This window comes from Chryseolinea soli, from assembly GCF_003589925.1.
GTDB classification, from domain to species: domain Bacteria; phylum Bacteroidota; class Bacteroidia; order Cytophagales; family Cyclobacteriaceae; genus Chryseolinea; species Chryseolinea soli.
The window spans coordinates 171,801-198,477 of record NZ_CP032382.1 but is presented as its reverse complement, the minus strand read 5'-3'; the positions used below and the strand labels follow the sequence as shown (position 1 = coordinate 198,477).

At 49.1% G+C, this 26,677-nt stretch carries 15 protein-coding genes; 9 read left to right on the top strand and 6 right to left on the bottom strand.

Going from position 1 to position 26,677, the window contains the following annotated elements:
- Positions 1 to 45: 45 nt before the first annotated feature.
- The 7 genes from D4L85_RS00710 (at position 46) to D4L85_RS00680 (ending at position 15,597) form a co-directional block, all read left to right on the top strand.
- On the top strand, positions 46 to 10,839 hold the full coding sequence (locus D4L85_RS00710) for a LamG-like jellyroll fold domain-containing protein (RefSeq protein ID WP_119752514.1): 10,794 nt from the start codon (positions 46 to 48) through the stop codon (positions 10,837 to 10,839).
- Positions 10,814 to 11,389: a hypothetical protein gene (locus D4L85_RS00705; protein ID WP_160143452.1), complete on the top strand. Its 576-nt coding sequence runs from the start codon at positions 10,814 to 10,816 to the stop codon at positions 11,387 to 11,389. Before D4L85_RS00710 ends, D4L85_RS00705 begins: the two co-directional genes overlap by 26 nt.
- Before the next feature lie 208 nt (positions 11,390 to 11,597).
- Entirely contained in the window at positions 11,598 to 12,839 is a 1,242-nt protein-coding gene (locus D4L85_RS00700) for a polymer-forming cytoskeletal protein (RefSeq protein WP_119752512.1), read from the top strand.
- 53 nt (positions 12,840 to 12,892) lie between these two features.
- On the top strand, positions 12,893 to 13,189 hold the full coding sequence (locus tag D4L85_RS00695) for a hypothetical protein (RefSeq protein WP_160143451.1): 297 nt from the start codon (positions 12,893 to 12,895) through the stop codon (positions 13,187 to 13,189).
- Positions 13,176 to 13,673 carry a prepilin-type N-terminal cleavage/methylation domain-containing protein gene (locus D4L85_RS00690; protein ID WP_119752510.1) on the top strand — a complete coding sequence of 166 codons (498 nt, stop codon included), beginning with the start codon at positions 13,176 to 13,178 and terminating at the stop codon, positions 13,671 to 13,673. The genes D4L85_RS00695 and D4L85_RS00690 overlap by 14 nt, the downstream gene beginning before the upstream one ends.
- On the top strand, positions 13,670 to 14,812 hold the full coding sequence (locus D4L85_RS00685; protein WP_119752509.1) for a type II secretion system F family protein: 1,143 nt from the start codon (positions 13,670 to 13,672) through the stop codon (positions 14,810 to 14,812). The genes D4L85_RS00690 and D4L85_RS00685 overlap by 4 nt, the downstream gene beginning before the upstream one ends.
- Before the next feature lie 224 nt (positions 14,813 to 15,036).
- Positions 15,037 to 15,597 carry a DinB family protein gene (locus tag D4L85_RS00680; protein WP_119752508.1) on the top strand — a complete coding sequence of 187 codons (561 nt, stop codon included), beginning with the start codon at positions 15,037 to 15,039 and terminating at the stop codon, positions 15,595 to 15,597.
- A 39-nt stretch (positions 15,598 to 15,636) separates the two neighbouring features.
- Here D4L85_RS00680 and D4L85_RS00675 read toward each other — a convergent pair whose 3' ends face one another.
- The 5 genes from D4L85_RS00675 to D4L85_RS00655 all read right to left on the bottom strand — a co-directional run bounded on the left by D4L85_RS00675 (position 15,637) and on the right by D4L85_RS00655 (position 23,176).
- Positions 15,637 to 16,527: a sialidase family protein gene (locus D4L85_RS00675; protein WP_228450731.1), complete on the bottom strand. Its 891-nt coding sequence runs from the start codon at positions 16,525 to 16,527 to the stop codon at positions 15,637 to 15,639.
- A gap of 305 nt (positions 16,528 to 16,832) precedes the next feature.
- Positions 16,833 to 17,555 carry a superoxide dismutase gene (locus tag D4L85_RS00670; protein ID WP_119752506.1) on the bottom strand — a complete coding sequence of 241 codons (723 nt, stop codon included), beginning with the start codon at positions 17,553 to 17,555 and terminating at the stop codon, positions 16,833 to 16,835.
- A complete protein-coding gene (locus D4L85_RS00665; RefSeq protein ID WP_119758600.1) occupies positions 17,552 to 18,688 on the bottom strand; it encodes a chromate transporter in 1,137 nt (378 codons plus the stop codon). The genes D4L85_RS00670 and D4L85_RS00665 overlap by 4 nt, the downstream gene beginning before the upstream one ends.
- Positions 18,689 to 18,841: 153 nt before the next feature.
- Complete coding sequence (locus tag D4L85_RS00660; RefSeq protein ID WP_119752505.1) at positions 18,842 to 19,678, bottom strand: chromate resistance protein ChrB domain-containing protein; 837 nt, start codon at positions 19,676 to 19,678, stop codon at positions 18,842 to 18,844.
- Between the two features lie 114 nt (positions 19,679 to 19,792).
- Positions 19,793 to 23,176, bottom strand: a complete 3,384-nt coding sequence (locus tag D4L85_RS00655; protein WP_119752504.1) for a DUF5107 domain-containing protein — start codon at positions 23,174 to 23,176, stop codon at positions 19,793 to 19,795.
- Between the two features lie 68 nt (positions 23,177 to 23,244).
- On the opposite strand from D4L85_RS00655, the gene D4L85_RS00650 reads away from it, so the two are divergent.
- Positions 23,245 to 24,156, top strand: coding sequence for an AraC family transcriptional regulator (locus tag D4L85_RS00650; RefSeq protein WP_119752503.1), 912 nt, complete (start codon positions 23,245 to 23,247; stop codon positions 24,154 to 24,156).
- Between the two features lie 108 nt (positions 24,157 to 24,264).
- Complete coding sequence (locus tag D4L85_RS00645) at positions 24,265 to 25,590, top strand: sugar porter family MFS transporter (RefSeq protein WP_119752502.1); 1,326 nt, start codon at positions 24,265 to 24,267, stop codon at positions 25,588 to 25,590.
- 28 nt (positions 25,591 to 25,618) lie between these two features.
- Here D4L85_RS00645 and D4L85_RS00640 read toward each other — a convergent pair whose 3' ends face one another.
- Positions 25,619 to 26,665 carry an aldose epimerase family protein gene (locus tag D4L85_RS00640; protein WP_119758599.1) on the bottom strand — a complete coding sequence of 349 codons (1,047 nt, stop codon included), beginning with the start codon at positions 26,663 to 26,665 and terminating at the stop codon, positions 25,619 to 25,621.
- Positions 26,666 to 26,677 lie beyond the last annotated feature (12 nt).

Here is a 26,677-nt window from a genome sequence, read left to right as displayed (position 1 = left end):
CTACAATGGCAGCCGATAGACCGGCTACTAAAAACTTTATACTCTATGTCAATAATTTCGTCGTTTGCTAAATTGGAATTGGTCAACAGGAAAGCGAAAATGTTCTCGGGAAGTTTTCATACTTCCGGGAGGTTGTTGAGTGGCTTGCTGACGGTTGTGTTTTTACTGTCGGCCTATCTGTCGGGTTATGCGCAGAGCATAAACAACTGGCCGAGCACGGCCTGTGTTGGGGTAGAGGCGACGCAGGCGTATAGCATCGTTGGGACGTCGGGCTGCAGCTTTGCGGCATTTGAAGGTTTGAGTCAAGGAAGCGTTACCCACTCGAGTGGTGATGACTATTATATCACCTGGAATAGTGCGGGCACGTTTTCTATCCGTGCGGTATATCGTTGTGGTCAGTCCATGACGATAACGTATACCAATTATGTGAGCACGACGGTGAATGCGTCGCCGCCAACGGCGACGCTTTCAGGATCGACGGTGTATTGCTCCAACACAACGGCGGGCACACTGTCGGCCAGTCCCAGTAGCGGCTACACGTATCAATGGTACAAAGATGGTAGCACAGCGGTAGGATCCAACTCGCCTAATTACACACCGTCAAGCAGCCCCGGAACGCATAACTATTCGGTAAAGCTCACGGGAAGCAACGGTTGTTATAAGACCTCTTCGGCAGTAGCCGTCACGGAGAACCCGGCGCCGAGCTCAGCCACATTATCGGGTACAAGCACCATTTGTTCGGGTCAGAGTGCCGCTCTGTTTGCTAGCATTTCCGGTGGCACGGCACCGTATTCGTTCAGCCTAAACAATGGCCCGGTCATCAACAATTACGTTTCAGGAAACTCGATATCGGTAGCGCCGAGTTCGACTACGACGTATTCTTTTTTGGGAAGTGTATCCGACTCCAAGGGATGTTCGGTTACCGGGACGGGGAGCGCGACGGTGACGGTGAAACCCACGCCGACAGCGAGCTTTGTGAACAGTCCGCCGTCGACGGCCTGCGTAGGGCAAACGCAAATGTTTGTCACGCAAGGAGGCATGAGTAATTATTTCTGGCAAATTCCAGCGGGAGCCACAACGGTATCGGGAGGCACCAGCACAGACAACACCTTGACCTTGACATGGAACTCGCCGGTCACCCAGACGGTGAGTGTCAGTTATGCTAATTCGGGATGCCCATCTAATGTGGCCAGTGTTTCAGTCACGGTAGGTCAAGGATTCGTCCCCACGATCAGCACGACGGCTACCGATGTATGCGTAGGCACGACGAACAACGTGTATACGACCGAGAGCGGTCAGAGCAATTATCAATGGAGTGTTTCCGCAGGCGGCACGATCACCGCGGGTGCAGGTACATCGAGCATCACGGTAACGTGGAATACAGCGGGAGCGCAGACAGTGACGGCGAGCTATGGTGCATCAACGAGCTGCACGGTGCCGGCGACCAAGCAGGTGACAGTGAGCGCGCCACCGGCGCCGGTGACGGACGTGCTGGGGCTGAAGGTAAATTTTGTTGGCGAACCCAGTCACTTGCAGGCTGTAGGGGCTGCGGATGCGACGTCGTTTGTGTGGGACGATGGTAATAGTGGCGTGAACTTCACCAACCAGGGCACGGGCATCCCGGGCCGGGATGTGTGGGCAGAAGGCAGCAGCGACGACTGCAAGACGTTGACGGTTCAACCGATGAACCATGGATGTGCCGGAACGACGTATAATTTTCCCTTCAAAGTACTCCCCAAGAGTGCCACGCCCGATGTGTTGCCACCGCAGAAGCAGGATGCGCTGTCGTGTACGTCGGCGAACGGAGCCTGCGTTGATTGCGAGAAGTTTTTGTTTTTACCCAAACACAGCAACCACTATGTGGGCTGCATCGATGAATACGGCCCGGTAACACTGAAGATGAAGGCCGACTTTGGAGAGCTTTACAATCTTGGAGAACGTCCCTTCACGGTGAGCTTCAAGGCGACGGTCACAGCGTACTATGATCTTCCGGGGATCAACCAGACGTTTGAAGTAAATTTTAAACTGACTACGGGTGCTCCCGAGCAGCTTTACCTGAAGGAACTTGCTATGAACCCCCAGTTGCTCAAGTTCATCGGCATCAAGGTGAGCGGGTTCAGCTCAACCGATGCAGTAGCGAGCAGTTTTGTACAGCTGGTGTCGAGCTTTGAGGAAAACGAAGATGCGATCTCGGCGGCAGGTGCCACGGTATTGCCGACGGACCCGACGATCGACAACACGAAGTGGGAGCAGACCTTTACGTGGACCAGTTGCCCGGATGTGACCAACTACCAGTTTCAGTTGCTGCGCATCTATGGGGATACCGAAGCGGCAGAGATTGCGGACTGGGATAAGGCCTGGGACAAGGCATTGAATATCTATACGGAGAGCGCCGAACCGAGCGTGACCGTGTCGATGGCCGAAGGGGGGCATGACAGCAAATATTATTGGCGTGTTCGTGCGATCGGCAACTTGGAGGATGGTCTGGCCAATCCGGAGAATTTAAAAGCGGTCTGGTCGTCAGAGGCCCACCTGAAGAATTTTACATATACGCACCCGGAAGAAGATAAGAACTGGATCTACAGCCGGACGTTCACAGAAGGCAACCACGTGAGCGAGCAAGTGACGTATGCGAACGGTTTACAACAAGTGAACCAGCAGCAAACGCGTCTCCAGGATGTGAACCAGGTGGTGGCGAGCCAGATGTTGCAAGACTATGCCGGTCGCAATGCGGTGAGCAGCTTGCCCATCCCGGTAGCCGGCCGGACCAAGCTGGGCTACATCAGTAATCTACTCAGCAATGGAGCGTCGTCGTATAGCACAGGAGATTTTGATTTTAATGATCTTACCACAGATAAGGTATCCAATCCCTCAACGGCCACAGACCTGGGAGGTTATTACAGTGGCACCGATAATGGACAAAATGCGGGAGTGGCGAATGCGGAAGGGTACCCGTATACGCGGACCATTTTTACCAATGATGGCACGAACCGTGTGAAAGAGCAGTCGGGCGTAGGGCAGAAGCACTCGTTGGCGGGAGGCAAGACGGTGAAGACGGTATATTCCAATCCTGCGGCCGGGGAGTTGATCCAATTGTTTGGCAAGGAGGCTCCGAATGTGAACAGCGTACAAAAGATTACGACCTACGATGCGAACGGCACGGGGAGTGTAGCTTATAAGACGAAGGACGGCAAAGTGATCGCGACAGCGCTGGTGGTGACCACGGACATCACGACGACTCACTTGACGGCATTGGCCTCGCGGGCAGCGGCGACCAAGACCATCGTTGACGAAGTGAAGTTGAACACGCGCGAGAATGCCTACACGGCCGTGTCGCGCAAACCGCTTGTATTTGCGGCCAACACTTCGGTGACGGTAGACTATGAGATCACGCCGGCGCAGTTGCTGGAGTTGTGTCCGCCGAGTGTGAACAGCACGGGATTAGTGAGCTACTATCCCTTTGACGGGGATGCGACGGACGCCAGCACGAAGGGCTACAACGGTATTGCGAGCGGGGCGACGGTAGTTTCGGATGCGTTTGGCGGGCAGGCGCTCGCCTTCGATGGAAGCACGGGCTACATCGACATGGGGGACAATGCGGACTTCGACTTTGGAGCAGACGATTTTACGGTATCGTATTGGGTGAGGAAGAATGTGAACACGCCGGGTAACCTGGAGAACACGCCGGGGGTGAACAAATGGGCGAACACCAACTCGAAGGGTACCAACGAGTGGGCGTTAAACCTGAGTACAGGACCCAACAGCAACAGAGCGATCTTCCAGATCGAGAGTGGCCAGACGATGTATAACGTTGCTTCGATAAACAACCTCACGCTGGGGGCATGGGCTCACCTGGTGGGCGTTCGCCGGGCTGGCAAGATCTATTTGTTTGTGAACGGTGTACTGCAAGGTTCCACGACGGTAAATTCCGTACCGGTGAACAACGTGGGCCGGCCGTTGTGGGTTGGCAAGATCGGAGCGGGGCTGAACACGGCGGGCTACTTTGATGAGCTGGCGATCTACCGCCGGGGCTTGAGCGACGACGAAGTGAAACAGTTGTATCAGCGGAGCGGTCCGCTGTGCAAGACCTGTGATTATAAGGTAGAGTTCTTTTTGCACAAGGACGGCGATCCATTGTATGTGAATACAGGCTTGCCCCCGGCCCAACTGATCCACGCGGGCGAATGTGCCGACCAGGCATCGTTGAAGTGGGATCCTCCGGTCTTTACACTGGCGGATTTAGAGGCGGGCGTGTTGTATCAGTTGGAGAAACGCATCACCATCAACAACCTGGACCCGAACGCGACCAATCCAAGCAAGACCTATCTGCAGGAACATGAAGATCAGCTGCGGACTTATTATGAAGGCCAGGCGTATGCGACAGGAAGTGTGCTGAAGACGGTACAGGATATGCTGGCGCCACCGAGCCCATCGGACCCGGAATGGAAACCGAATCTGCAGGCCTTGAAGACTTACCTGGATGGGAAGGTAACCGACAAGACGATCACCTTCGATACGGATAACCAGCAGTATGTGATCCCGGTGAGCACGGGCACGAACGGATGCCGCGACTATGTGTTCATCCAGGCGATCACGCTTTGCGCGGCGGACATATCGACGACGTACTGTACCGACGGAACAATCCATAGCTATGAGTCCTATTTTGAAAGCAAGGTGCGGGAGAGGGATCCAGATGTTGTGCTTCGAACCGCGGACGGCCATTTGAGCTATGCCTACTTCACCAACCGGCTCACCAATCCGGCCACCAAGATCTACTTTTTGCCGGGCCAGTTCGATACGATGATCGCCAATTTGATTGCTGACAATGGCACGTATGCCGACAATAGCCCGAAGGTTGATTGCAAGCTGGCCTGGGATGTGTTTGCCAGCGAGACGGAAATGTTTTTAGCCAGAGGGGCGATCGACTACACGAAGGAGTCGGCCGACAATCTGGAATTGCTAGGGCCAAACATGTTACCCAATAACGCAGACAATAATTTGTACGAGAACTTTGTGAAGGCACTGGACGGCCGGATAAAAGAAGGCATGAATACAGGACAGCCTGTCAACGAGAATGATCTGCCGCCCGATGTCTGCAACGGCGATGGCACCAATGGCTACTTTATCAGGAAGACGGATTTGTATGGCCAAATTGGCGGACAGACCATTCAACCGGATGTGTTGCATGCGTACCGGTTGGTGTTCATCGACGACCAGGTAAAATCGATGGCCGACGCCCTGCGCTACTATGCTGGAGTGGCCAACACCACGGCGACAGACCTGAGCCTGTTTACGCCTTTGACCTTTTGTAAAAAATATCAGTTGAGTTTGCAGACCCAGTTTGGCAACCAGAACGTTGACCCGGATGAAGCGACGGCCACAGCCAAGACCATCCAGTTGATGCGTAATGGATGCGGCAAAATGTGTGAGGCAAGATCTGAGGAGTTCCGGCAGGCGCTTATCAACGACATCCTGTCGAATAACAATGCGGCGAAGATCGAACACTACACCACCACCGCCAGAGCATTTTTTAACAAGAACACGAATGAATGGGACGAGCGATGGAGTGGTGTCTATGACTTGACTGTGAACACAACGGGTTTTGATTATTCGGAGTGCGAGCTTAACGCCATGGTGGATGCGTTGATCCAGAACTGTATAAGCTATTGCAATACACCGCTCACCCCCCATGTCAATGGCACGCCGCAATATGGCACCGATGCGGAGTTGTTGAGATTGAAGCAAGCCATGGTCTATAATTTTGAGGTCAAGGTCAATGAAGATGCGCAAACTTGCGAGACGGGATGGGATAATCTTAAATCCTCTGAAGCTGCGGGAACAACTCCTGGCTTTGGCTGGAATTTCTCGAAAGCGCTATTTACTACAGGCGGCACCATCAAGAGATTGGTGCGACATGACGATGGAAATTATTATGCATTTGTTTCTTTGTCAAGTACACCGACAGGCCGTGATAAAGTGAGTTTGAATGATAATTCAGTCATTCAAAACAATGGAGAAGATGATTTTGTTGTCTTGAAATTTGATCAAGATGGAAACTTGTTATGGAAAAATCATTTTGAAACAAGATACGTGTCTGGTGAATCACGGAACAATCAAACTGCTCGTTTGAAGTTTGCGATCGACCTGAATGGCGACGTTATCCTCGAAGCAGTGGCAAAGGACAATTACAATAATACCTCTTATGTCGTTGATATTTATTTAAATGGCCTAAAAGTTCTTGGCCCATTAGACGCAGCAATTCCTTCGCAATTAAATGCAGGATATATAACAAGAATTAAAGCCAATGGAGATTTAGCATGGATCAAAGAGAATCATAACGGCTTCCCTTATGATTTCTATTATGATGCGGCACATCCCGTGCCCACCTGGCAAATTGTTGTAAAAAATGGATATGTTTTTCACTTAAACAGCGATACGAACGGCAATTATAGACTTGTGAAACGTAATCTGACCAATGGCGAAATTGATCCTACATTTGTTTCGGACAGTTTTCGCTTTCCGTTTTATTCGGGAACGGATTTTGTTGAAATAAATAATGAATTTTATATTAGACACAATGGTTATGTTGCGAACACCCACGGTAATAATAGTATTTACATTAATAATAATGTTGCAGCAAGCTGGACGCCTCATGCTTCTATCACTATTGCCCTCACGAAATTTAACAGCGAAGGAAAATTTGTATATACCCGCTTTTTCGATTCAAATGCGGGGATACATCATTTGGATGATTTGAATAAAGGCAATGGATTTTTGTCCTTTATAGGTAAGTCAGCGGATTTTGGAAATTTTGAAACTGATACTTATAACGTCGTAATCGATGGGGTATCGAGAGATGTACAAGCTAGCCAATTTTACGTTGTTGAGATGCAGCCGGATGGAACATTTAATTGGAAAGGGGTTTTTCCCTGGACTGACCCATGGAATCTCCCTTTTATCAATTCGGGTGACTATACATATGGTACTCAATCTGATCCTTCATGGAAACTGTTGAGGTATTCTGTTTCGCAACACACCTCTGAAATCCTTGAATTTCCATCGGGAGTGCGCACCGGCACGTTATATTTCAATGGATTTACTGACTATGGAAGTCAAAAAGAGGTTATAGGATTCTATACTCAAACCTACGCCAAGCCCTTTGGCGATATTACGATAAATCAGCTCAATACTACAGGGATAGGAATTGTCGGGGCAGGCACCGCATTTATTGCCAGATACGGAGATATCCCTTGCCGATACAACCTCTGCTTCAAATTTACAGACGGGCCAACGTCTGTGGAAGTACCCGATGGCCTTGAAGACGTAGTCAACAAGCCACAAAAACAAACCTGCGAGGCGGCCACAGCAAATACCATAACCGCCTCGATCAACCAACAGGTAGAGCAAGCGATCAACCTCCGCATCGAAAGCTTTCGCGAAGTATACAAGACCTGCGCCGAACCCAGCCGCATCAACGATAAGATGGTGCTAAGCTACGCCACGGGTCTGCACCAATTCACCTTGTATTATTACGACCGTGCGGGCCACCTCATGCGCACGGTGCCGCCCAAAGGCGTAGTATTGCTTCCCGTTAATACCGCGGCAGCCGTTGCTTCGTCAAGCAATCTTTACCCGGCGCACACGCTGGTAACGGAATACCAGTACAACAGCGTAGGCCAACTGGTACGTCAGCACACACCCGATGCAAACCCTGCAGCCACGACACGCCCGGTCAGTACATCAACCGAAAGCATCTTCAACGCTTCGGACTACTTTGCAACCAGCATCTACAACGACAAAGGCCAGATCCGTTTCTCGCGCAACGCCAAGCAAAAGCAGGCATCCGAAAACAAGTATGCCTACTCGAAATACGACGAGTTGGGCCGCCTCATCGAAGTGGGTGAAGCCGATAACTACGACGAAGCCACGCTCTATAGCATGCGTAACCAAAACAGCAGCTTTCCCTCGACGGGGCGCTTTGTTACGAAGACATTTTACACGCAGGAATACGACCCCGCCACATTCGCTGCCGGCCATGCACTTCCCACCGGCTACGAACAGGCCAACCTGCGTAACCGGGTTAGTTATGCTTTGACCGATGAAGATGGTGATTTGACTAAGGGCGACGATCAGGTCGTTACGATCTACAGCTACGACCCACACGGCAACGTGACCTGGATTGTACAACAGATCCCCGGCATGCAAATTCCGGACCCTGATCACCCGGCCACCGGAGTGGGCATTCGCTATCAATACGATCTACTCAGTGGCAAAATCACCCAGATAAGCTACAATCCCGGCGCAGTCGATGCGTTCTATCACAAATACGAGTACGACGAGAGTAATCACATTATCGCGGTATATACTTCGCGCGACAGCTACCTGTGGGAGAAAGAAGCTTGTTACAAATATTACCTGCATGGCCCGCTCAAGCGCACGGTCATCGGCAAAGATCAATTGCAAGGGATGGATTACACCTACACCATCCATGGCTGGCTTAAGGCATTGAACAACCCGAAACTGGATAAGACCAGCGATCCCATGAAAGATGGGGATACGGGTTCGCTCACGGCCCGCGATGCGTTTGGTATGGCGCTGACTTATTACAGCGGTGACTACAGACATTCGGGTTCGACACTGGATGCCTCGTCACCGGATGTCTTATCCGCGAATGGCCTGGACCTTTACAACGGCAACATTGCAGCCTGGGCAAGCAGGAACTATTACAGTGGTAGTATCAATAGCGCTTATGCCAGCGCCAACCTTAATTACAAAGACAACGTGACGGGCTATCAATTCCAATACGACGAACTGAACCGGTTGTTGCAAAGTAATTTTAGTTATCTGAGTGGAGCCTGGACTCCGGCAGCCACGGCCTACAAGAGCACGAATGCTTATGATGCAAACGGGAACATCACCAGTGTCGTGACCTATGATGGATCGGCGTTAGTTGACAACGTTCCGACGACTGCACCGATGGTATACTATGCCAAAACCAACCAATTGAGCCATGTGCCGGATCTGGTAACAACGCCCGGTTTTACCCAGGATGTTGAACCCCAGACGGCCGGGAACTATCTGTATGACCAGATCGGTAATTTGACTCGTGATCAGAAACAAAAGAATAGCATCAAATGGAGTCCATATGGAAAGGTACTAAGTGTGGATAACGATGGCGGAACGCATACTCAATTCCGCTATGACGCTTCTGGCAATCGCGTGAGCAAACGCAGGACAAACACAGCGGGACTTTCAACGACGACTTATTACGTTCGTGACGCTAATACCAATGTTATGGGTGTGTATGAAAGGACTGAAGGTGGCACGACCACCGAGTTGACTCTGTTGGAATTGCCGATCTATGGAAGCGAACGTCTCGGACAATACAACAAACCGATTGCCGTCCCGGCGCAACCCGTAGAAGGATTGCAGTCAGGAGAAGTGCGTATTGATGCAGATGTGATGAAAAATACTTACGAAGGGATATCCTATCTTGTGAATTCAAATGTGACGCTCACGCTAGGCCCAGGCTTCACCAATGTGGGCTCCGATGGAAATGCGACGCCGCTAACGGTCCGTGTTGGAGAATCTGGGGGAGTGCCGTCGCCAGGCGCAGGTATCTACACACGGCAGTTGAGTAGCCGTCTCTATGAGCTGAAAGATCACTTGCATAACATGCGAGCGGTAATCACGGACACAAAGCTGAGCGTAGTGAATTTGGGTACACCGGGGGCGTTTGAGCCAGAAGTGACGAATGTGTCAAATTACTATCCATTTGGTATGGATCAGCCAGGTCGGACGTGGAGTGCTGATTTGAAATATCGGTACGGGTTTAACGGTAAGGAGAAAGATGATAATGGGGAGTGGGGTAGTGCCACGTATGACTATGGCTTCCGAATATACAATCCTAGTTTTGGGAGGTTCCTGTCCGTAGATCCATTGACAGCTTCGTATCCTTGGCTCACTCCGTACCAATTTGCGTCAAATATGCCCATTTCAGCAGTTGACCTTGATGGATTAGAGGCGTTGTTTAGCATAGATTATGATTTGTTGACAACCAAAAAAATTAAGGTCACGCGCTCAACTGATATTTTTGGCGTTATTACAACGACGGTTGCTCACAAATGGAGTGATACACAATCAATCGAAACCTCCATTTCTAATGACGAACTGTCAGAGACAGAAGCCGGGGAGATTAAGGATGGTTCATGGCTAGATAAATTCCTAGGCGGCCTATCCTATCCCAACGCGGCAATCAATAAAGGCGAACTGGACAAGATAAAAAAGGTTGTGCACGAGCCTGCTTGGTCTGGCTCGGGTGGCGCGTTAACATTTGCAATAGCCATGAAAATGTTTAGTAATTTGAAGAAGGAACAGCGGGACGCTAGCACCGAACTTGGATATAGATATGAGAACACCTTTTTGCACTTTACTGGGCAAGCCCTCGCGACTGTTCTTTATGGCGCATCTGCGGCGACAATAGCTGCGAACGCCCACGAGGTCGAAGCTAAAGGCCTGTTTAGTGGAGATCCAAAGGATATGGCGATCGATCCATCGGCAGGCATATTTACACAAGAGCAGGCAATGGTTGATGCTTATATAGATATGGTGAACAATGCCTGGGCAAGATCATTTGGCGAAGCATGGAGGAAAAAAAATAACGTTAACTCTAAAACTGTTTGGACCGATGAACTTACTGGAAAGTTCCTATCAGACGTCCAAGATTATTTTAGCAAAAGTTATAAGAAACTGACATTTGAGAAATTTGAACCTGATTTCGTTAAGAATGTTACAGGACGAATCAATGAAATCAATGGAAAAGGTAAGAAGAAGGAGTAGGGCATATGTCTATTGCCTGATTTTTATGGCGCTCGTCTGTTGCGAGCCAAGAAGGAGCATTAAAAAAAACGGCGCGTCACATAAAAACAGACTTTCCATTGAAATCTGCGCATTTGATGAAATGATTTCTCTCAATGGAAAATGGAGTGAGAATCATCTCAGCGATTTGTATTGTTCAAAAGATGAGTATAGCGACAACAAGTGGTGTGAATCATCTAAGTATGTTCAAGTCAATGGTAATGACTATGAGTTGTCGCGTTACTATTTCTACACAGACAGCACTCTTTCTAGGTTTGACGTGAAAATGGTCAAACGATACAAATATTCGTTCAGAAGTGAGGCGATGAAAACGGCTTTTATAAATAAATTTATTTGCAAGGACAGCCCCTGGTTGCAAAGAGGAATTTTAACCGCCGATAAGTTTGATACGCTAGTATTCGACAAAGTCCATTTTGGATACGGATTTTACGAAGGGGAGACCACTGATGGCGATCGATACAGTAAATTGACTTGCTCATGGTGGATTGATCTAGACAGTTTAAGTCAATAACAGCCAGGTGGATAGTTGATGATAGCAAACATGAGTGTTAAAAATGAAGTATTACTTGCCTTACCCTACCATTATCCTAATTTTTGGATCAACTTAATCAACGCTTGCTAACAAAAGCGGATAACGGACCCTCATTGGTGTAATCGGATGGCGTTATCGGTTCTAATAAATAAGTTTCAGTTATATCAATTTGATTCTCAGAGGACATATGCACAAATTTTCATCCCTCCGCCTCCCCGGAGGCGTTCTCCAATTATCCATAGGCATCGCCCTGGTAATCAGCATCCTTTGCTCCTCCATCATCCTACTAGCCTACTACACCCGCCTAACCACTAAAAGATCCGAACTCCTCTCCATCCTCCGCGACAACACCGTCTCCGGCATCCAATACGGAATGGCCCACCGCGAAGACATGCCTTTCCACACCATTCAAAACGTTGATCTTTTTGGCGAAGGAATCGACTCGGTGCGCATCGTTCGAAGACCCTGGGGCGTCTTTGAATATTTAGGTGTTGACGCCCACCGCGGCCGCTTTCACGACATGACCTTTGCCTTGATCGGAGCGCTCCCGGATACCCTGGGAAAAGCTGCCATATTCCTCCCCGGCGACAACGGCCAGCTGAGTCTCGCTGGCAAAACAAGGATCGAAGGAAATGTATATTTACCCGGAAAAGGTCTGGCCATGGGGTTCCTGGATGGCAAATGGTATGAAGGCAAGCAGTTAATAAAAGAAGGAAAGATTCTCAAAAGCGGGAAGCTCATGCCCGAATTGGATACCGCCGCCCTCAAGGATTTCGCGGGTGTTGCGGAATGGACCGGCCACCGGACCCTTCCGGATTTAAGACGCAAGCACTACCCCTTTCACATGGACTCGGTTTTCGTATTTCAATATGCCGGGGAGCTTGTCATCGATGACTCACTCTCCGGTAATGTGGTAGTAAAATCCGATCAACGCATCATCATCCGGTCCACCGCCCGGATTGAAAATGCGATCTTCATGGCACCCGAGATCCGTGTGGATGATGAATTCATAGGGTCCCTGCAACTGATGGCCACGCGTTTGATTGTTGTGGGAAAAAAATGCAAACTCAATTATCCAAGCAGTTTGTCACTCGTCGGACATAAACGCGATAGTTTGATCAGCGTGGGTGATTCTAGCAAGGTAGAAGGCATCGTCGTGCTGCCTGGATTAGATCGCACCACTTCCAGCGCCGGCAAATTGCGCATCCATAAAACGGCCGTCGTAACGGGATTTGTCTATGTCAATGGAAATACAAACCTGGAGGGGGCGCTGTGGGGACACATCACCACCGCGCGGTTCGAGACGCAGGAGAACACAAACTATTTGTTGAACGCTTCCATCTTGGCGACCAAGCGACACCCGGCTTTGCCGGCGTCCTTTTTGTGGGGCGATTCCAAAACATTAACCATTGCAAAGTGGCTCGATTGAAATTTTGGCAACATAAAGTCGCGGGCTCTTCCCTGATCGAAACGATCACGGCCATGATCATCATCTCGATGGTTTTCGCCATGGCCGTCACAATCTATTTGAATGTTTATAAATCGAATGGTCAGTTTAGAAAAATGCAAGCCGGCCTGGCGATCGATGACCGTTGGGCGGAAACGCAACAAGCGAACGATTACACAGAGAAGTCCTGGCCGTATGAAACGTTTACCTTGTTCCGCCTGGCGTTACCCGCGGCGGACAGTAAGGAGCTACGGGTGATCCGTTTCGAGATTCGGGATGAGGATGGCAGGCTTTTGGCGGAACGTAAATTTCTAAGGTATGTTGCTCCGTAAGATCCCATCCTTTTCGCTCATCGAAATGCTGGTGGTCATGGTCCTCAGCAGCATGGTGGTAACGGCCATCTACTTTGCCTATCTTACGGTCAATACCTATCAAATGTCCCTCACCCGGAAATACAGCGCCCTGGAGGAGATCATCGCGCTCAACGACAGGCTGGAGGCAGACATCCGTAATGCCGACGAGGTGCTGAAATCCGACTCAGGCTTGCAATGTTTGCAAACGGAGGTGACCATCAGGTATGGGATCTACCGGAATTACGTTGTCCGGCAACAGAACAGCGTTATCGATACGTTTCACTACCGTGTATCGGAACAAGCTTTCATGTTCCAAGGCAAAGTGCAGGCGGAACGTGGCGCGGCGCTGGATGAAGTTGTGCTGGAAGGACAAATCGCAAATCAATCGATTCGCTACCACATTTTGAAACGCTATGACGCGGCGTCTTTAGTGAGATTTATAAAGCCTGATTCAATACCATGAGCATTCGCATCGAAGAAATCGAGAAACGGAAAAAGAAGAAGATGCAATCCTCTTCGATAGACTTTAAGGCCTTGCTGGAAAAAGACATCAAGCTGTTCCCGGTTAAATTCAAGGATAAAGATAAAGAAGCTTTTTACCTGGAGCTGTCCACACTGTTGGTGGCCGGTCTCGACATTCGATCGGCATTGGAGCTGATCGAAGCGGAGCAGACAAAACCTAAGCATGCCGAGATCATGCGGAGCATCATCGAAAACCTGATCAACGGCGATTCTTTATGGGAAGCCTTACAGAAAACAACTTATTTCACGCCCTACGAATATTACAGTGTCCAGATAGGAGAAGAGACGGGAAAGATCCATTTGGTGTTGGATCAACTCTATCATTTTTATTCGAACAAGCTAAAGCAACGCCGGCAGTTTGTGGGCGCGCTTTCCTATCCGATCATCATCTTGTTCACGTCAATCGGCGCCGTGGGATTTATGCTTTTGTTTATCGTGCCCATGTTTAGTGATGTATTCAAACGGTTTGGGGGAGAGCTTCCCTACCTGACGCATTTGATCATCCAATTTTCGGAAGCCGTTCAGTCTAATTTCATATGGCTAACGTCGGTTTGTGCTCTTGCAGCCGTAATGCTTTACCGAAGCAGAAATACACCGTGGCTGCGAAAAAATTCTTCCCGGGTGGTCCGCCATATTCCCGTCATCGGCAAGATCATCTATTCCATTCAGCTCGCCCGGTTTTGCAGTTCCATGAGCTTGCTGTTGGGGTCTAAGGTCCCTTTAATCCGTTCGTTGGATTTGATCAGCCAGATGGTAACATTTTATCCCTTGCAAATTACGTTGAGCCCGCTGGCGTCCGATGTTATGAATGGTTCGCCGCTTCACATTTCGATGAGTAATTTCCCGGTCTTCAACAGAAAAATGATCTCCCTGATCAAAGTGGGGGAAGAAGTGAATAAGTTGGATACATTTTTTGACAAGCTGGCAAAACAATACAGCGTGGAAGTAGATCATCAAACCGGCCTGTTGAATACCTTTCTCGAGCCGGCCATGATCATTTTTTTGGGCGGTGTCGTGGGATTCATTTTGCTGGCCATGTACCTGCCCATGTTTCAATTGTCCACGAGCATTGGAGGATAGTGTAACGAATTCTTGGGCTTGATTGGCCAAGTCTCGTCAATGTTTGCAGGATTAGGATGCTCGCTAGGGTCTCTCGTGGCTTTGACTACAGTCTTTTTTTATTAAATTGACATAAGCGCAGTTCGGGCGCCAGTAAAGGAGCGCGAAGGTTTTGAGGCTTTAGACACGGCTGGAGGAATGGGATCGGTTCTCGAACACTTAACGCCAGACTAAATCACTACCCAATGGATAAGCGTCAATCCCTCCTAAATTCCGTGGCTCTCGCTCGCCATCAATTCATCCAGGCCGCATCCGGCCTGACCTACGAGCAATCACAATTCAAACCCTCGGCCGACATTTGGTCGGTTGTCGACAATGTCGAACATTTGGTCTGGGCTGAAATGGGAGGGATCAATGGCATGTGGAAAACGCTGGATGGAATTCGAAAGAAGAAACCCATCTGGTCCGGGGTAGCGATCCATCACGGTCTTCCCATCGAAAAGATCATTGAAATGACCTGGAAGGAAAAAGAACAAGTTCCCGAAATAGCCAAACCCCGGTGGGGTGGATCGGTAGACTACTGGATTGAAGCACTCGCCAATTGTCAGAACCTGCTTGAATCGCTGTGTGATGAAATGGATGGGTATGACCTGGAGCAAATCATTTACCCACATATCATTTCGGGACCGCTCAACGTGGTGCAGCGGCTGGAGTTTTTGCGATTTCATTTGAATCGCCACCAACGCCAGATCGAAAATCTGAAGACTCACCCGGATTTCCCGTTGGCGAAACAGACTGTCGCTTAGTCATACAGGCAAGTTTTATTCCTGTCGATTGGCAGAAGGCTACAGTTTCAGTTTCACGTACCTGATCTTGGAGCGATCGGCCGTATAGGTGATGTGAATGTTGCCTTGATCGTCATAAATGATCGCGGGATAACTGTACTCTCCTTTTTGATGTTCTTCCAGCGTATAGAGGTCTGTCCATTGCACGCCGTCAGCCGATGCGGCCAGCGTTAATACGGAACGACCTTCCCACCATTCTTTTCCAGCGGCCAAAGGATTGTAAACCAACAATTGCAAGGAGCGATCGGGCTTGCTCACGGCGTCGATGCCGGAATTGGGGTTGGGCAAATTTGTTGCCGTAACGCGTGACCATGTTTTTCCATCGTCTTCCGACCAGCTCTGCACAATCACATTCTCCTTGCTTCGGGCCAGCAGCTGCATCTTGTGTCCCGGATAAAAAAGAAGGGAGGGTTGGATGGCGTTGAACGTATCGCAATCTATGGCGATCTTTTTCCAATGGTTCAGTGCAGGGTCGGACTGCTCGAGATGAATGGCCCATTTTTTTTCATCGATGCTTTCCGTACTGGAAGGATAAAGAATGTTGCCGTCGCTTAGTGGCACGGCTTTGTTTTTTATTGGCCCTAACATTCCCTTGGGCAGCGGTGTTGGCTTCGACCATGTTTTTCCAAGGTCGCTGGAGACTTTATACATCGCCCACCATTCGCGGGGATTGGGTCCAACTTTGTAGTGGAGATAGAGCTTTCCATTTTTGCTTTGAAAGAGCACGGGATTCCAGCAAGGAGATGGTTTGCCGTCAGCCTGAAAGCCCTCGGCAACGCGCACGGGTTTCGTCCAGCCTGCGTTTTCTTTTACCGACATCCAAATGCACACATCGGGACTTCCCTCTTGCGTGCCACCAAACCAGGCCGCCACCAATTTTCCATTGGCCAATGGCACCAGGGTTGACGCATGACAAGATTTAAATTCAGCCTGATCGAAAATATAACCCTCCTCCAGTATTTGAGGTTTAGAAGTTTGTCCAAACACCGGGGTTTTTGATAGCGGTAAAATAAAAAAGAGAAGCCCTGTAAATAGTTTCCGGGATCGATTGAAACGCATAGTGAAGAGCATAGAAACTGAATCTTTAAAATAGGATATGATGGATCAATAGATCCTGTTCGAATATCGAACCTTTTCTTGAAGATTTACAAGTTTCCGTTGATTAACCCTCTGATCACGGGGAATTCGGCGACCGCTCAACCCAGTTTAAGTGCAAGATTGAATCGTTCGGCAGCATTGTCCCAATGGATGATGGGAAACAGATTGTCAACAAATTCTGCTCTCCTGTTCCGGTATTTCAGATAATAGGAATGCTCCCACACATCAATAACAAGAATGGGAATAACTCCCCACTGCGTGAGTTTTTCATGATTTTCACATTGGAGCACGGTGAGCTTTTGCGTGTAGGGTTGGTAGCCCAGAATGCCCCACCCGTTGCCATCGACTCCCTTGGCGGTTTTGCTGATCAGAACTTTAAGTTTATCATAAGAACCAAAATCCTTTTCGATCTGCTTCAACAAGGCGCCGGACGGGTCCGTTTTTTTATTGTTGAGGTTCGTCCAGAAAATGGTATGCAGAATATGAGAAGACAAGTGAAACGATAATTTCTTTGTCCAATAGTCCACGGTATCGAGATTGTTCTCATCGATTGACTTTTTGATCATTTGCAGGTCTTTGTTCGCAGCCTTCACCGCATCGCCATGATGGAAAGTATAGTGCAGGTGCAGCGTCTCCTGGTCCATGTGCGGTTCGAGGAAGCTTTCGTTATAGGGAAGCGGTTGCAGGGCAAAGTTGCCGTCCTTGTCGGTAAGTTTATCCAATCCGCTTTGCTGAAGGCTTTGCGAGAACGCGTTGTTTGCGGGCAATAGACTGGCCCCACCCAGGATGGCCGAAGTCTTCACGAAATCTTTTCTGTTCATAATACTATTTTTAGAAGGATGCCAATAGCGGCAGCGATGATGATGATAAGGGGTTCGGGAATTTTCTTGAAGCGGAACAACACGACGGCCACGGTCAAAGCGATGAGCACCGTCGGCAAATCGCTCAACGTCCTTTTTCCCAGCACTAAAACAGCCCCGGCAATTGCGCCAATGGCCGCCGCCGTTACGCCGTCGACAAAGGCTTTGATGCCAGGATGTTTTCCGTACTTCTTGAAGTAGGGTGCAGGAATGACGGTGAACAAATAACAAGGGACAAAAGTAGCCAGCGCGGCAACGCTTGCACCGGGAACGCCGGCGACAAGGTAGCCAATGAATCCTACGGTGATCACGATGGGTCCCGGAGTGATCATAGCCACAGCAACCGCGTCGAGAAATTGTTGTTCGCAGAGCCACTGATATTCTTTTACTAGTCCGCCATACAGAAAGGGAACGATCGCCAGACCACTGCCGAAGACAAAGGCGCCTGCTTTTGTAAAGAACCACGCAATCTGCCAAAGCCGGGATTCCACGACGACGGGTTGTAGTTGCAGAAAGAAAACGGGGGTTATGGCTTGAACTGACCCAAGCCACTTCGGCGGCGCTTTGGCAAACCAAACGGCAACACCGGCCAACAGCATAAGCCAGAGTATTTCTTCTTCCTTAACAAACGTGATGATCGTCAGAACAATGAATATCACCCACAGCAATTTGTCTTTCCCGATGCTTTTCGTGGTGAGTTTATAACTGCCGATGGCAATGATGCCGATCACAGCGGAACCTACGCCATAGAAGATCGCCTGCATCCAGGGCAGTCCACCGAAGGAAACATAAGCGTACCCAATGCCGAGCACCATCAGAAACGACGGCAACACAAAAGCAAATCCGGCAAGCGTTGCACCCAGTAGATGATAGTGAACATAGCCAATGTATATGGCAAGCTGTGCGGCCAATGGACCGGGAGCCAGTTGCGAAAGCGCAAGGCCTTCTTTGTAGTCGTCTTCACCGATCCATTTTTTATCTTCCACCAGGTCGCGGTGCATATAGCCTACCAACGCTACCGGACCGCCGAAGCCCCAGGTTCCAAGTTTTAGGAAGTAGATAATCAGATCTTTTAAAGAATATGCGGGTGTCATGAGCAACTATTGGATTTAAGATAATTTGGTGTGCAGCAAAAAAGCATGACGCACCACGGTATAAACCAAAATTAAAAGACAGGATCACACCATGGCAAGGTTATCCAATCGCCGGAAGGAAGTATAGAACGAAATTTACTTTTGGGAGTATTTTTACTTTTTGACCTGCGATTTTCGATAGGACAGCGGGCTTTGCCCCGTAGTTTTCTTAAAAATCCGGGCAAAGTGGCTTTGATCCGAAAAACCAGTGAGATACGCGATGTCAGCAAGGGAATGCTTGGGATCCTGGAGCAAAGTCATCGCTTTTTCAATGCGCAGCTTCCGGATGTAATCACCGAACGACAGATCGTCAAAATATTTCGAGAACTCGCGCGACAAATAGGAGGGATGTACATTCAGGCTTTGTGAAATTTCCTTCAGACTCAGGGCAAGGTTGGTATCGATCTGATCCTGGATGATTTCTTTAAGCTCCTTCGCCCACGCGGGAGCTTTGCCGGATTTCTGCGTAAGAAATTTTTTATACACATCGAGGAGCATGTTCTCGATAGGACCTTGTGTATGCTTTTCATTTTGCAAATGTTTGGCCCAACTGTACAAGGCATCATAGATCAACATCCCTTTTTCCAACAGTTGCTGATCATCGGTAATGTTGTATGAGAGCCCGGCCGAAATAGCCCACAATCCGGAAGCCTGGGCAGCAAGATCATGCCGATCCGTATCCGCACCCCGCACAATTGCCGCCAATACCTTCAAAGCAGGGTCATCAAGCTTGTGTTTCTGAATGATAAAATCAAACGTACACTGATCCCCATAATGCGTATACTCCACCCCGGGCAAATCAAATGGCACTGCATCCAATTCCTTCGCCTTCTCGATAACCTGCTCAAAAGGAACGTAGATAATTTCTGCGTTCACATCTACAAACCGTCTGATCAACCAGGGACAAGCAATACGATCGATCTTCGGACGCTCTCGGGTTATCCATTTCATAAACTTACCCCGCGATATCGTTAGGGGCAAGAAAGATACAGGACTTTCCTTGGTTATTCAAAATCAGGAACAACGAGCCGATATCCAATAGTACTACTGGATACTAACTACTGGCTACTGGCTACTAACTACTGGCTCCTGGCTTCTGGCTCCTGGCTCCTGACGCCCGTCTGATTCCCGAACAATCATCCCCTTATGAACCATCGCCCCTGCGTGATTCCGATTATATCTCAATGCCTCTTCAAAATGTTCCCGCGCCAACGTATCCTTCCCTAGGCCCAAATAGCCGAGTCCCATAATATAATGGCAATGAATTTTATTCTGTAGATCAAGGTCCTGGTCGAACACAGCCAGATCGGGAAGTGACACGGCGAAATAATCCAACTTGATGGTGTCGTCCATGTGCGAAGATCCAAACGCGATCAGGTTATTAAAGATTTGCTCAGCCCTTGTCAGATTGCCGAGTTTTTTATGTGCCAGTCCCTGGTAAAAGATCTTGTCAGGTTGTTGGTCGTTGTAGTAAATGGCTTGGCCGGGCTCGCTCAGTCCTACGCTGGCTTTTTGAAAGTAATCTTTTGCGAGCGTGACATCGTTCAAGGCTTCGTAGGCGCAACCCTTGAGATAGTTGATGTCATTTTCCTGGGTGCCGTAGATTTTTCCTTCGCCAAGAAAGTGTGGGTAGTGCGAGGCGGCTTCCAAATGTTTCAGAGCTTTTTGGGGTTGACCCCCGTCCAGGAATTTTTTTGCCAGAGCAATATTCGAGATAAGATATTGTCCAACCACTTTGCCTTCGCCTCCTTCCCACGGATGAAACTGTCGTGACGCTAAAAGACTTAACGCTTTCTCATGATCATTCAAAAGATTGTATAACGTGATGCGTTCCAGGTAGAGATCATCGCGGTCCTCGGTCAAAGTGAGATGCGCTTCGAGTCGTGAAAGACGCTCCTCGTGTGGCTTGTTTAATTTTTTGTAAAGCTGATCCAGCTCCATGAAGACACGAGCGTCTTGAGTATTCAGGGCAAACGCCCGTTCTAAGAATTGCAACGCCTTGGCGGGATTGTTTTGTTTGTTGTGATAGGCAAGCGCCAGGTTCCGGTTGACGGTGGGAAAATCAGGATTTAGTGTTGCAGAGATTTCCCAACATTGAATCGCCTCCGCGTACTGCTTGTGCGCATACCAGAAATTGCCCAGATAGTACGGCGCTTTGGAGTCGATGGGATTCGCGTGCATCACCTCTTGTAGTACCAACACATCTTCCACGCGATTCGGAAAACAATAGTCGGGTTTCCGGCGCGCACCTTGCTGGTAGTACTGATGGGCAAGGGCCGGTTTATTATTTTTAGAGGCAAAATAGCCTTTATAATAGTCCATCATGGGGTACGCATCGTCGTCGATCTTGCAAACGTCCAGGAGTTGGATCGCTTCCGTGTATTGCCCAGCGTGTGCGTAGTCGAAGGCATATTCCGTGTACGTATGCGCATTGTCGCGCGCCAAGGTCTTCAAGCCATCGAGTGGATTTTCGTTTTTATTCGAGGTCGATGTATTTAAAATGAGGAATGACTCGAATAAAATTCCAAAGTTGAATTTATCGAGCGCCAGCGATTGATCGATGAGAACTTGTGCATCCTTCAGTCGGTTGAGTTTGCGAAGGATGATTACCTTCAGATGACGGGCCGTTTGACTGGTGTAATTTCGGTTCAGCGATTTGTCGATGAACTCCAGCGCTTCTTCAAAGTTTCCCTTTAGCGTGGCAATCCTTGCAAGGTTAAGATATGCCCCCGCCTGAACCGGTGCATTCCAGGCCGACTTAAAAAGGGCGGCATAGGCTTCCTCATGGCGATCCTGGAAAAAAAGACAAAGGCCCAGGTTGAAATAAGGTTCGCCATCATAAGGATTGGCGTTTCGTTCGGTGAGCGTGGCGATGGCGCGTCTGAAGTGTGATTCGGCTTTTACAAATTGTCCCCGCCGCATAAACCAAAGGCCCATCGCCTGGTTGTTACGGATATCCGTTGGTTCGCGGCGCAGGGCTTCCAGGTAATAGTCTGTCGCCAGGAACGTGGCATGACGATATTGCTCGATGTGAAGACCCGTTAAAAAAAGTTCTTCGATGCTGGCAATGCGTTCCGGATCAGCAGCAGCCTTCGCCGGTTCGGGAATCGGTTTTGAAATTTCCTTTTCGGATCGATAGTGCACCAACACTTTACCCGATGCATCGCGCAGGGAAGCGATGAGGTCTTCTGTGGCAACCGGGTGGGGTAGAAGAACATGATGTTGATACGGTCGTTCAGGCGAAATGTCGATCACTTCGGTATAAAGCTCCGTCGTATCGGTTCGCAGGGTCACCAACGCTTTTTCATAAGCAGCCGTGGCGTAGAATTTAAGATTGACGTGATCACCTTGAACTTCCACATTGACGAGTGCGTCCCGGGTGGCATTTTTGACTACGCCCAATTCACTATACGGCATGAAGTATTGTGTGAACGCTCGCTCCTCGTCGGGGAGTATCCAGGAGAAATCGGGTTGATTGTCGGTGAAGACACCGGTCATAATTTCAACATAAGGCCCGTCTTCATCGGTCAGGTTGCGATCCCACGCAAAGCCGAACTCGCCATTGCCCCAGGTCCATTGTTTTTTTCCGGGAGACACGTGGTGATTGGCCACGTGTAAAATTCCGGCGTGGGTGTCGTGCTCATAGCCTCCTACAAAATCGTAGTTGGACTGTTGTGCCATGTAAGATGTGGGCACAGGAATATTTTTATAGCGCGAGATGTCTACCCCGGCGGAATAATCAACCTTATAATACTCACCTCGGGCAATCGGGAATTCGGAGACATCTCTTCTTCCATGATCAAAGACAGCCCGCACGTCCGGTGGAAATACAGATTGATAGTCGTCGTTCACTTTCAGGGCGGGGTTGGCCCACCAGAGAAAAGTCTGGGGAAACGGTGTCCGGTTATAGAGCTTCACGTTGATCTCTAAGTAATCTTTATCGGGGTAAAGTCTGAACCCTGCCATCCCTTTGGTGTGAAACATTTTTTCTACTTCACTCACCCAAATGGTTTTGCTTCCGTCGTCATGTTCTTCGATGGTGAAGTCGATGGGATCGAACGTGCTGGGGCGGTGGTGTTGTGGCCAGTTGAATTCAATTCCACCGGAGATCCAAGGCCCTGTCAGACCCACCAACGCTGGTTTGATCACCTGGTTGTAGTAAACGAAATGCCGCTGTCTTATTTTGTCATACGCCATCTGCACTCTTCCCCCGATCTCGGGAAGGATCATGATTTTGATGTATGGATTTTCGAGGAAGACGGCGTGATAGCGTTTGTCCGTCTTTTCGTCGAGTATCTTTTCAATGACAGGATTGGGATAGACGACACCGCTGCTTCCCTGATAAACACGCTTTTCGGAGAAAATTGGATTTTTTTCTGGTTTTCCGATACCATAGGTCGGAATCGAGACCTTCTCCTCCCAAACCACAACAGTGCTTTTGCTTTTCATTTCTAACGAATGTTTTAGCAAAGTTACCTGCCTTCAAATTGTTGCTAATGGATTAATTTTCTCTTTTGATGGATTATTCTATTTTTATGGCCAAGATGCAAGCCATACGAAAACGCGAAGGTTTTGAAGGACAACGTGCCATTGTCCTGCCCAAAAAAATATTGGAGGTGTGTGGCTATACATTGCCCATCAATAGTCTCTACCTGACCGACATTGGCTTTTACCCGCGGGCCCAGTTTCACTACCGCGAGCGACCTTCGGGAATATCGGCGCACATTCTCATCTATTGCCTGGAAGGAAAAGGGTGGGTGGAATTGCCTTCCGGAAATGTGAACATCAACCCCAACGAGGTCCTGATCATTCCCGCCGAGATGCCCCACAAATACGGAGCCGACGACAAAAATCCGTGGACTATCTATTGGGCGCACTTCAAGGGACTTCAGAGTGCTTATTTTGTGAACTTGTTGACAAAGCAGTTCAAAAGTTTTGTCAACGATAATATCTTCCTGGAAGAGCGGATCAAGATCTTTGACATGATCTACCGGAACCTCGAGTCTGGCTATAGCCTGGACAACTTGTTTTTCGCCAGCACTAGCTTTCAATATTTCTTAACGACGCTAACCTTCTCCGATAAGTTCGCGTCGGCCCAGCATGCGGTGGAGAAGGATGTGGTGGACCTCTCCATAGAATACATGCAAGATCACCTCGACACGCCCATCAAGCTGGAGGCGCTTGCGGCGTCGGTCAATCTTTCCCTGTCACATTACTCCAACATTTTCAAACGCAAGACCGGCTATTCGCCCATTATTTATTTTAATCATTTAAAGATCCAGCATGCTTGTCAGTACCTTCAGTTCACCTCCCTGCGTATCAACGAGATCTCCTCTAAATTGGGCATTGAAGATCCCTACTATTTCTCGCGGTTGTTCACGAAAGTGATGGGGCTGTCGCCGGTGGAGTATCGCCATAAAAAACGCTGAGGATACAGCCAGCGCTTTCCGAAAACGGAATAGTCCATTCTTTTCAGTCGATTCTCCATTTCTGAATTTTCATTTTACAGCACCTTTGTTTTGTATAGATACAGGTTTATGGCTCAGAGATCGTATGTTTTTCTTATCAGCTCCGTCGCAGCGTTCGGAGGTCTCCTTTTTGGATTTGACATCGCTATTTTTTCAGGTACGATTCCCTTTATTGAACCGTACTATCATTTGAGCAAAGCGCAGTTGGGGTGGACCGGCAGTTCGTTGTATGTGGGCTGCATCATTGGAACTTTGTTAACGGGGCCCTTTGCCGAGCGTTTCGGTCGCAAGCTTCCCCTCATCATTGCCGCGGGCATCTTTATGGTATCCTCCATCTTTATGGGCTGGTCTTCCACGCACTCGGCTCTGATTGTATGGCGAATCATTGCCGGCATTGGCGTGGGCGCGGCTTCGATGCTTTCGCCGGTGTATATCGCCGAAGTAAGTCCCGCCGCCATCCGCGGTCGGATGGTTTCCATCAATCAACTCACTATTGTTTTGGGCATTTTGCTGGCCTACTTCTCCAATTATATTCTGGCCGACGTCGAAAACAACTGGCGATGGATGTTTGCCTCGGGAGCCATTCCTTCCTTGCTGTTTTTTGTGTTTGTTTTTATGGTTCCGGAAAGCCCGCGGTGGCTGGTGAGCAAAGGTCATATCGAGAAGGCAAAGACCATTTTGGCAAAGATTTCCGGTGGAGACACCACGGAAGAAGTGACGCTCATTCAATCGCGTATGCAGCGGGAAGTGAAAGGAAAATTTTCGGACTTGTTGGCCCCTGGCATTGCGTTTATTGTCTTGCTCGGGATCACACTCGCTGTCTTTCAACAAATTTCTGGAGCAAACGCTGTCTTTTTTTACGCACCGATCATTTTTGAAAAGGCCGGGATGAACGTGAAGGATCAATTGTTTCAACAAATCATGATCGGTGCCATTAATTTAATTTTCACCGTGGTGGCCATGATGTTAGTGGACAAGTTGGGCAGGAAAAAACTGATGTTGGCAGGTTCCTTCCTCATGGCATTGTGGCTGTTCCTGGTAGGCATTTGCTTCCACTATAAGCTACTGGATGGATACTTACTTTCGTTCTTTGTGTTGGCCTTCATCGCCACCTATGCCGCCACACTGGCGCCGGTGACGTGGGTGCTGATCTCCGAAATTTTCCCCACCAAGGTCCGGACGCGAGCCGTCTCTATCGCCACCGGTATGCTTTGGGTTGCTTGCTTTTCGCTGGCCTACGGGTTCCCGGTGCTCATCGATCGCCTGGATGCTCCGCAGACATTCTTCCTGTTCTCTTCTGTTTGCCTTATCTACTTTTTTATCCTTTTGAAGTTTGTTCCTGAAACAAAAGGAAAAACGCTCGAACAATTTGAAATGGAAATGATGCGGCATTGATTGCCGTACAATATTTTTTGAAATCGGTCTACGCCCTGATGCCAAACTTGTAGACAATCCTCTCGTCGTAAGTCTGTCCGGGCTCGAGGATTGTACTGGGAAAATTGTCGTGATTGGGGGCGTCGGGATAGTGCTGGCATTCCAGACATAAACCATCAAACGGATGGATTTGCTTGAACCGACTGCTGAGGTGTTTTGAGTCCAGGTAGTCGCCCGTGTAAAGTTGAACGCCGGGATAGGTGGTAAAGATCTCGAGACTCCTGCCGGAAGAGTTCTCCTTTAATAGGCCCGCGCGTCGCATGCCGGTTTGGCCATCATTCTTCAAGAGGAAATAGCGATTCACGCCGGTTTGGGATGGCCCGGAAAACTTCACCCGGTTGCGGATGCGGGTTTGATGGAAATCTTCTCCCGCGACATGAGCGATAACACCGGTTGGAATATAGTAGCGGTCGGTCTCCAGCATTTTATCGGCATGAAGGGTAAGTTCATGTTCGAGGATGTCGCCATGACCGGGCGCCAAGTTGAAGTAGGCATGATTGGTAAAGTTGAGCACCGTCTTCTTATCCGACGTGGCATTGAACCGGATGCCCAGTTCATGATCATCGCTCCAGGAATACGTGACCCGGAAATCGACCCGCCCGGGAAAACCCCCTTCGCCATCGGCGCTGGTCAACGAAAGCGAAAGGGAATCGGTGCCCATCTGAAAATCAAACACCTTTGCATGAAAGCCGCTGAGACCGCCGTGATTGTTGTTTTGATTGTCGTTTTTATCCAGGTCATACACCACTCCATCGAGTGTGAAAGCGGCACCGCCGATCCGGTTGGCATAGCGCCCGATGGTAGAGCCGATATAACACCGGTCGTCCACATAACCCTCCAAGGAGGGAAAGCCGATCACGACATTCTCCAACTTCCCGTTCCGGTCTGGAACAACAATCGAAACCACCGTGGCACCGTAGTTTGTAATTTCAACAAATGCACCGCTGGCACTTTCCAGCCTGAAAAGGAAAACGCTTTTGTCATCGTGCGTTCCCCAGGGTTTGTAGGAGATCCGATTTTTTTTTAGATCACTCATGCGTGGAGAATC

What these genes read in the sequence shown, in the direction of transcription:
- D4L85_RS00645 (WP_119752502.1), top strand. Translation starts at nt 24,265, where the DNA reads ATGGCTCAGAGATCGTATGTTTTTCTTATCAGCTCCGTCGCAGCGTTC.
- D4L85_RS00670 (WP_119752506.1), bottom strand. Translation starts at nt 17,555, where the DNA reads ATGAACAGAAAAGATTTCGTGAAGACTTCGGCCATCCTGGGTGGGGCC.
- D4L85_RS00665 (WP_119758600.1), bottom strand. Translation starts at nt 18,688, where the DNA reads ATGACACCCGCATATTCTTTAAAAGATCTGATTATCTACTTCCTAAAA.
- D4L85_RS00680 (WP_119752508.1), top strand. Translation starts at nt 15,037, where the DNA reads ATGGATAAGCGTCAATCCCTCCTAAATTCCGTGGCTCTCGCTCGCCAT.
- D4L85_RS00690 (WP_119752510.1), top strand. Translation starts at nt 13,176, where the DNA reads ATGTTGCTCCGTAAGATCCCATCCTTTTCGCTCATCGAAATGCTGGTG.
- D4L85_RS00650 (WP_119752503.1), top strand. Translation starts at nt 23,245, where the DNA reads ATGGATTATTCTATTTTTATGGCCAAGATGCAAGCCATACGAAAACGC.
- D4L85_RS00695 (WP_160143451.1), top strand. Translation starts at nt 12,893, where the DNA reads ATGATCATCATCTCGATGGTTTTCGCCATGGCCGTCACAATCTATTTG.
- D4L85_RS00660 (WP_119752505.1), bottom strand. Translation starts at nt 19,678, where the DNA reads ATGAAATGGATAACCCGAGAGCGTCCGAAGATCGATCGTATTGCTTGT.
- D4L85_RS00700 (WP_119752512.1), top strand. Translation starts at nt 11,598, where the DNA reads ATGCACAAATTTTCATCCCTCCGCCTCCCCGGAGGCGTTCTCCAATTA.
- D4L85_RS00685 (WP_119752509.1), top strand. Translation starts at nt 13,670, where the DNA reads ATGAGCATTCGCATCGAAGAAATCGAGAAACGGAAAAAGAAGAAGATG.
- D4L85_RS00655 (WP_119752504.1), bottom strand. Translation starts at nt 23,176, where the DNA reads ATGAAAAGCAAAAGCACTGTTGTGGTTTGGGAGGAGAAGGTCTCGATT.
- D4L85_RS00640 (WP_119758599.1), bottom strand. Translation starts at nt 26,665, where the DNA reads ATGAGTGATCTAAAAAAAAATCGGATCTCCTACAAACCCTGGGGAACG.
- D4L85_RS00710 (WP_119752514.1), top strand. Translation starts at nt 46, where the DNA reads ATGTCAATAATTTCGTCGTTTGCTAAATTGGAATTGGTCAACAGGAAA.
- D4L85_RS00705 (WP_160143452.1), top strand. Translation starts at nt 10,814, where the DNA reads ATGGAAAAGGTAAGAAGAAGGAGTAGGGCATATGTCTATTGCCTGATT.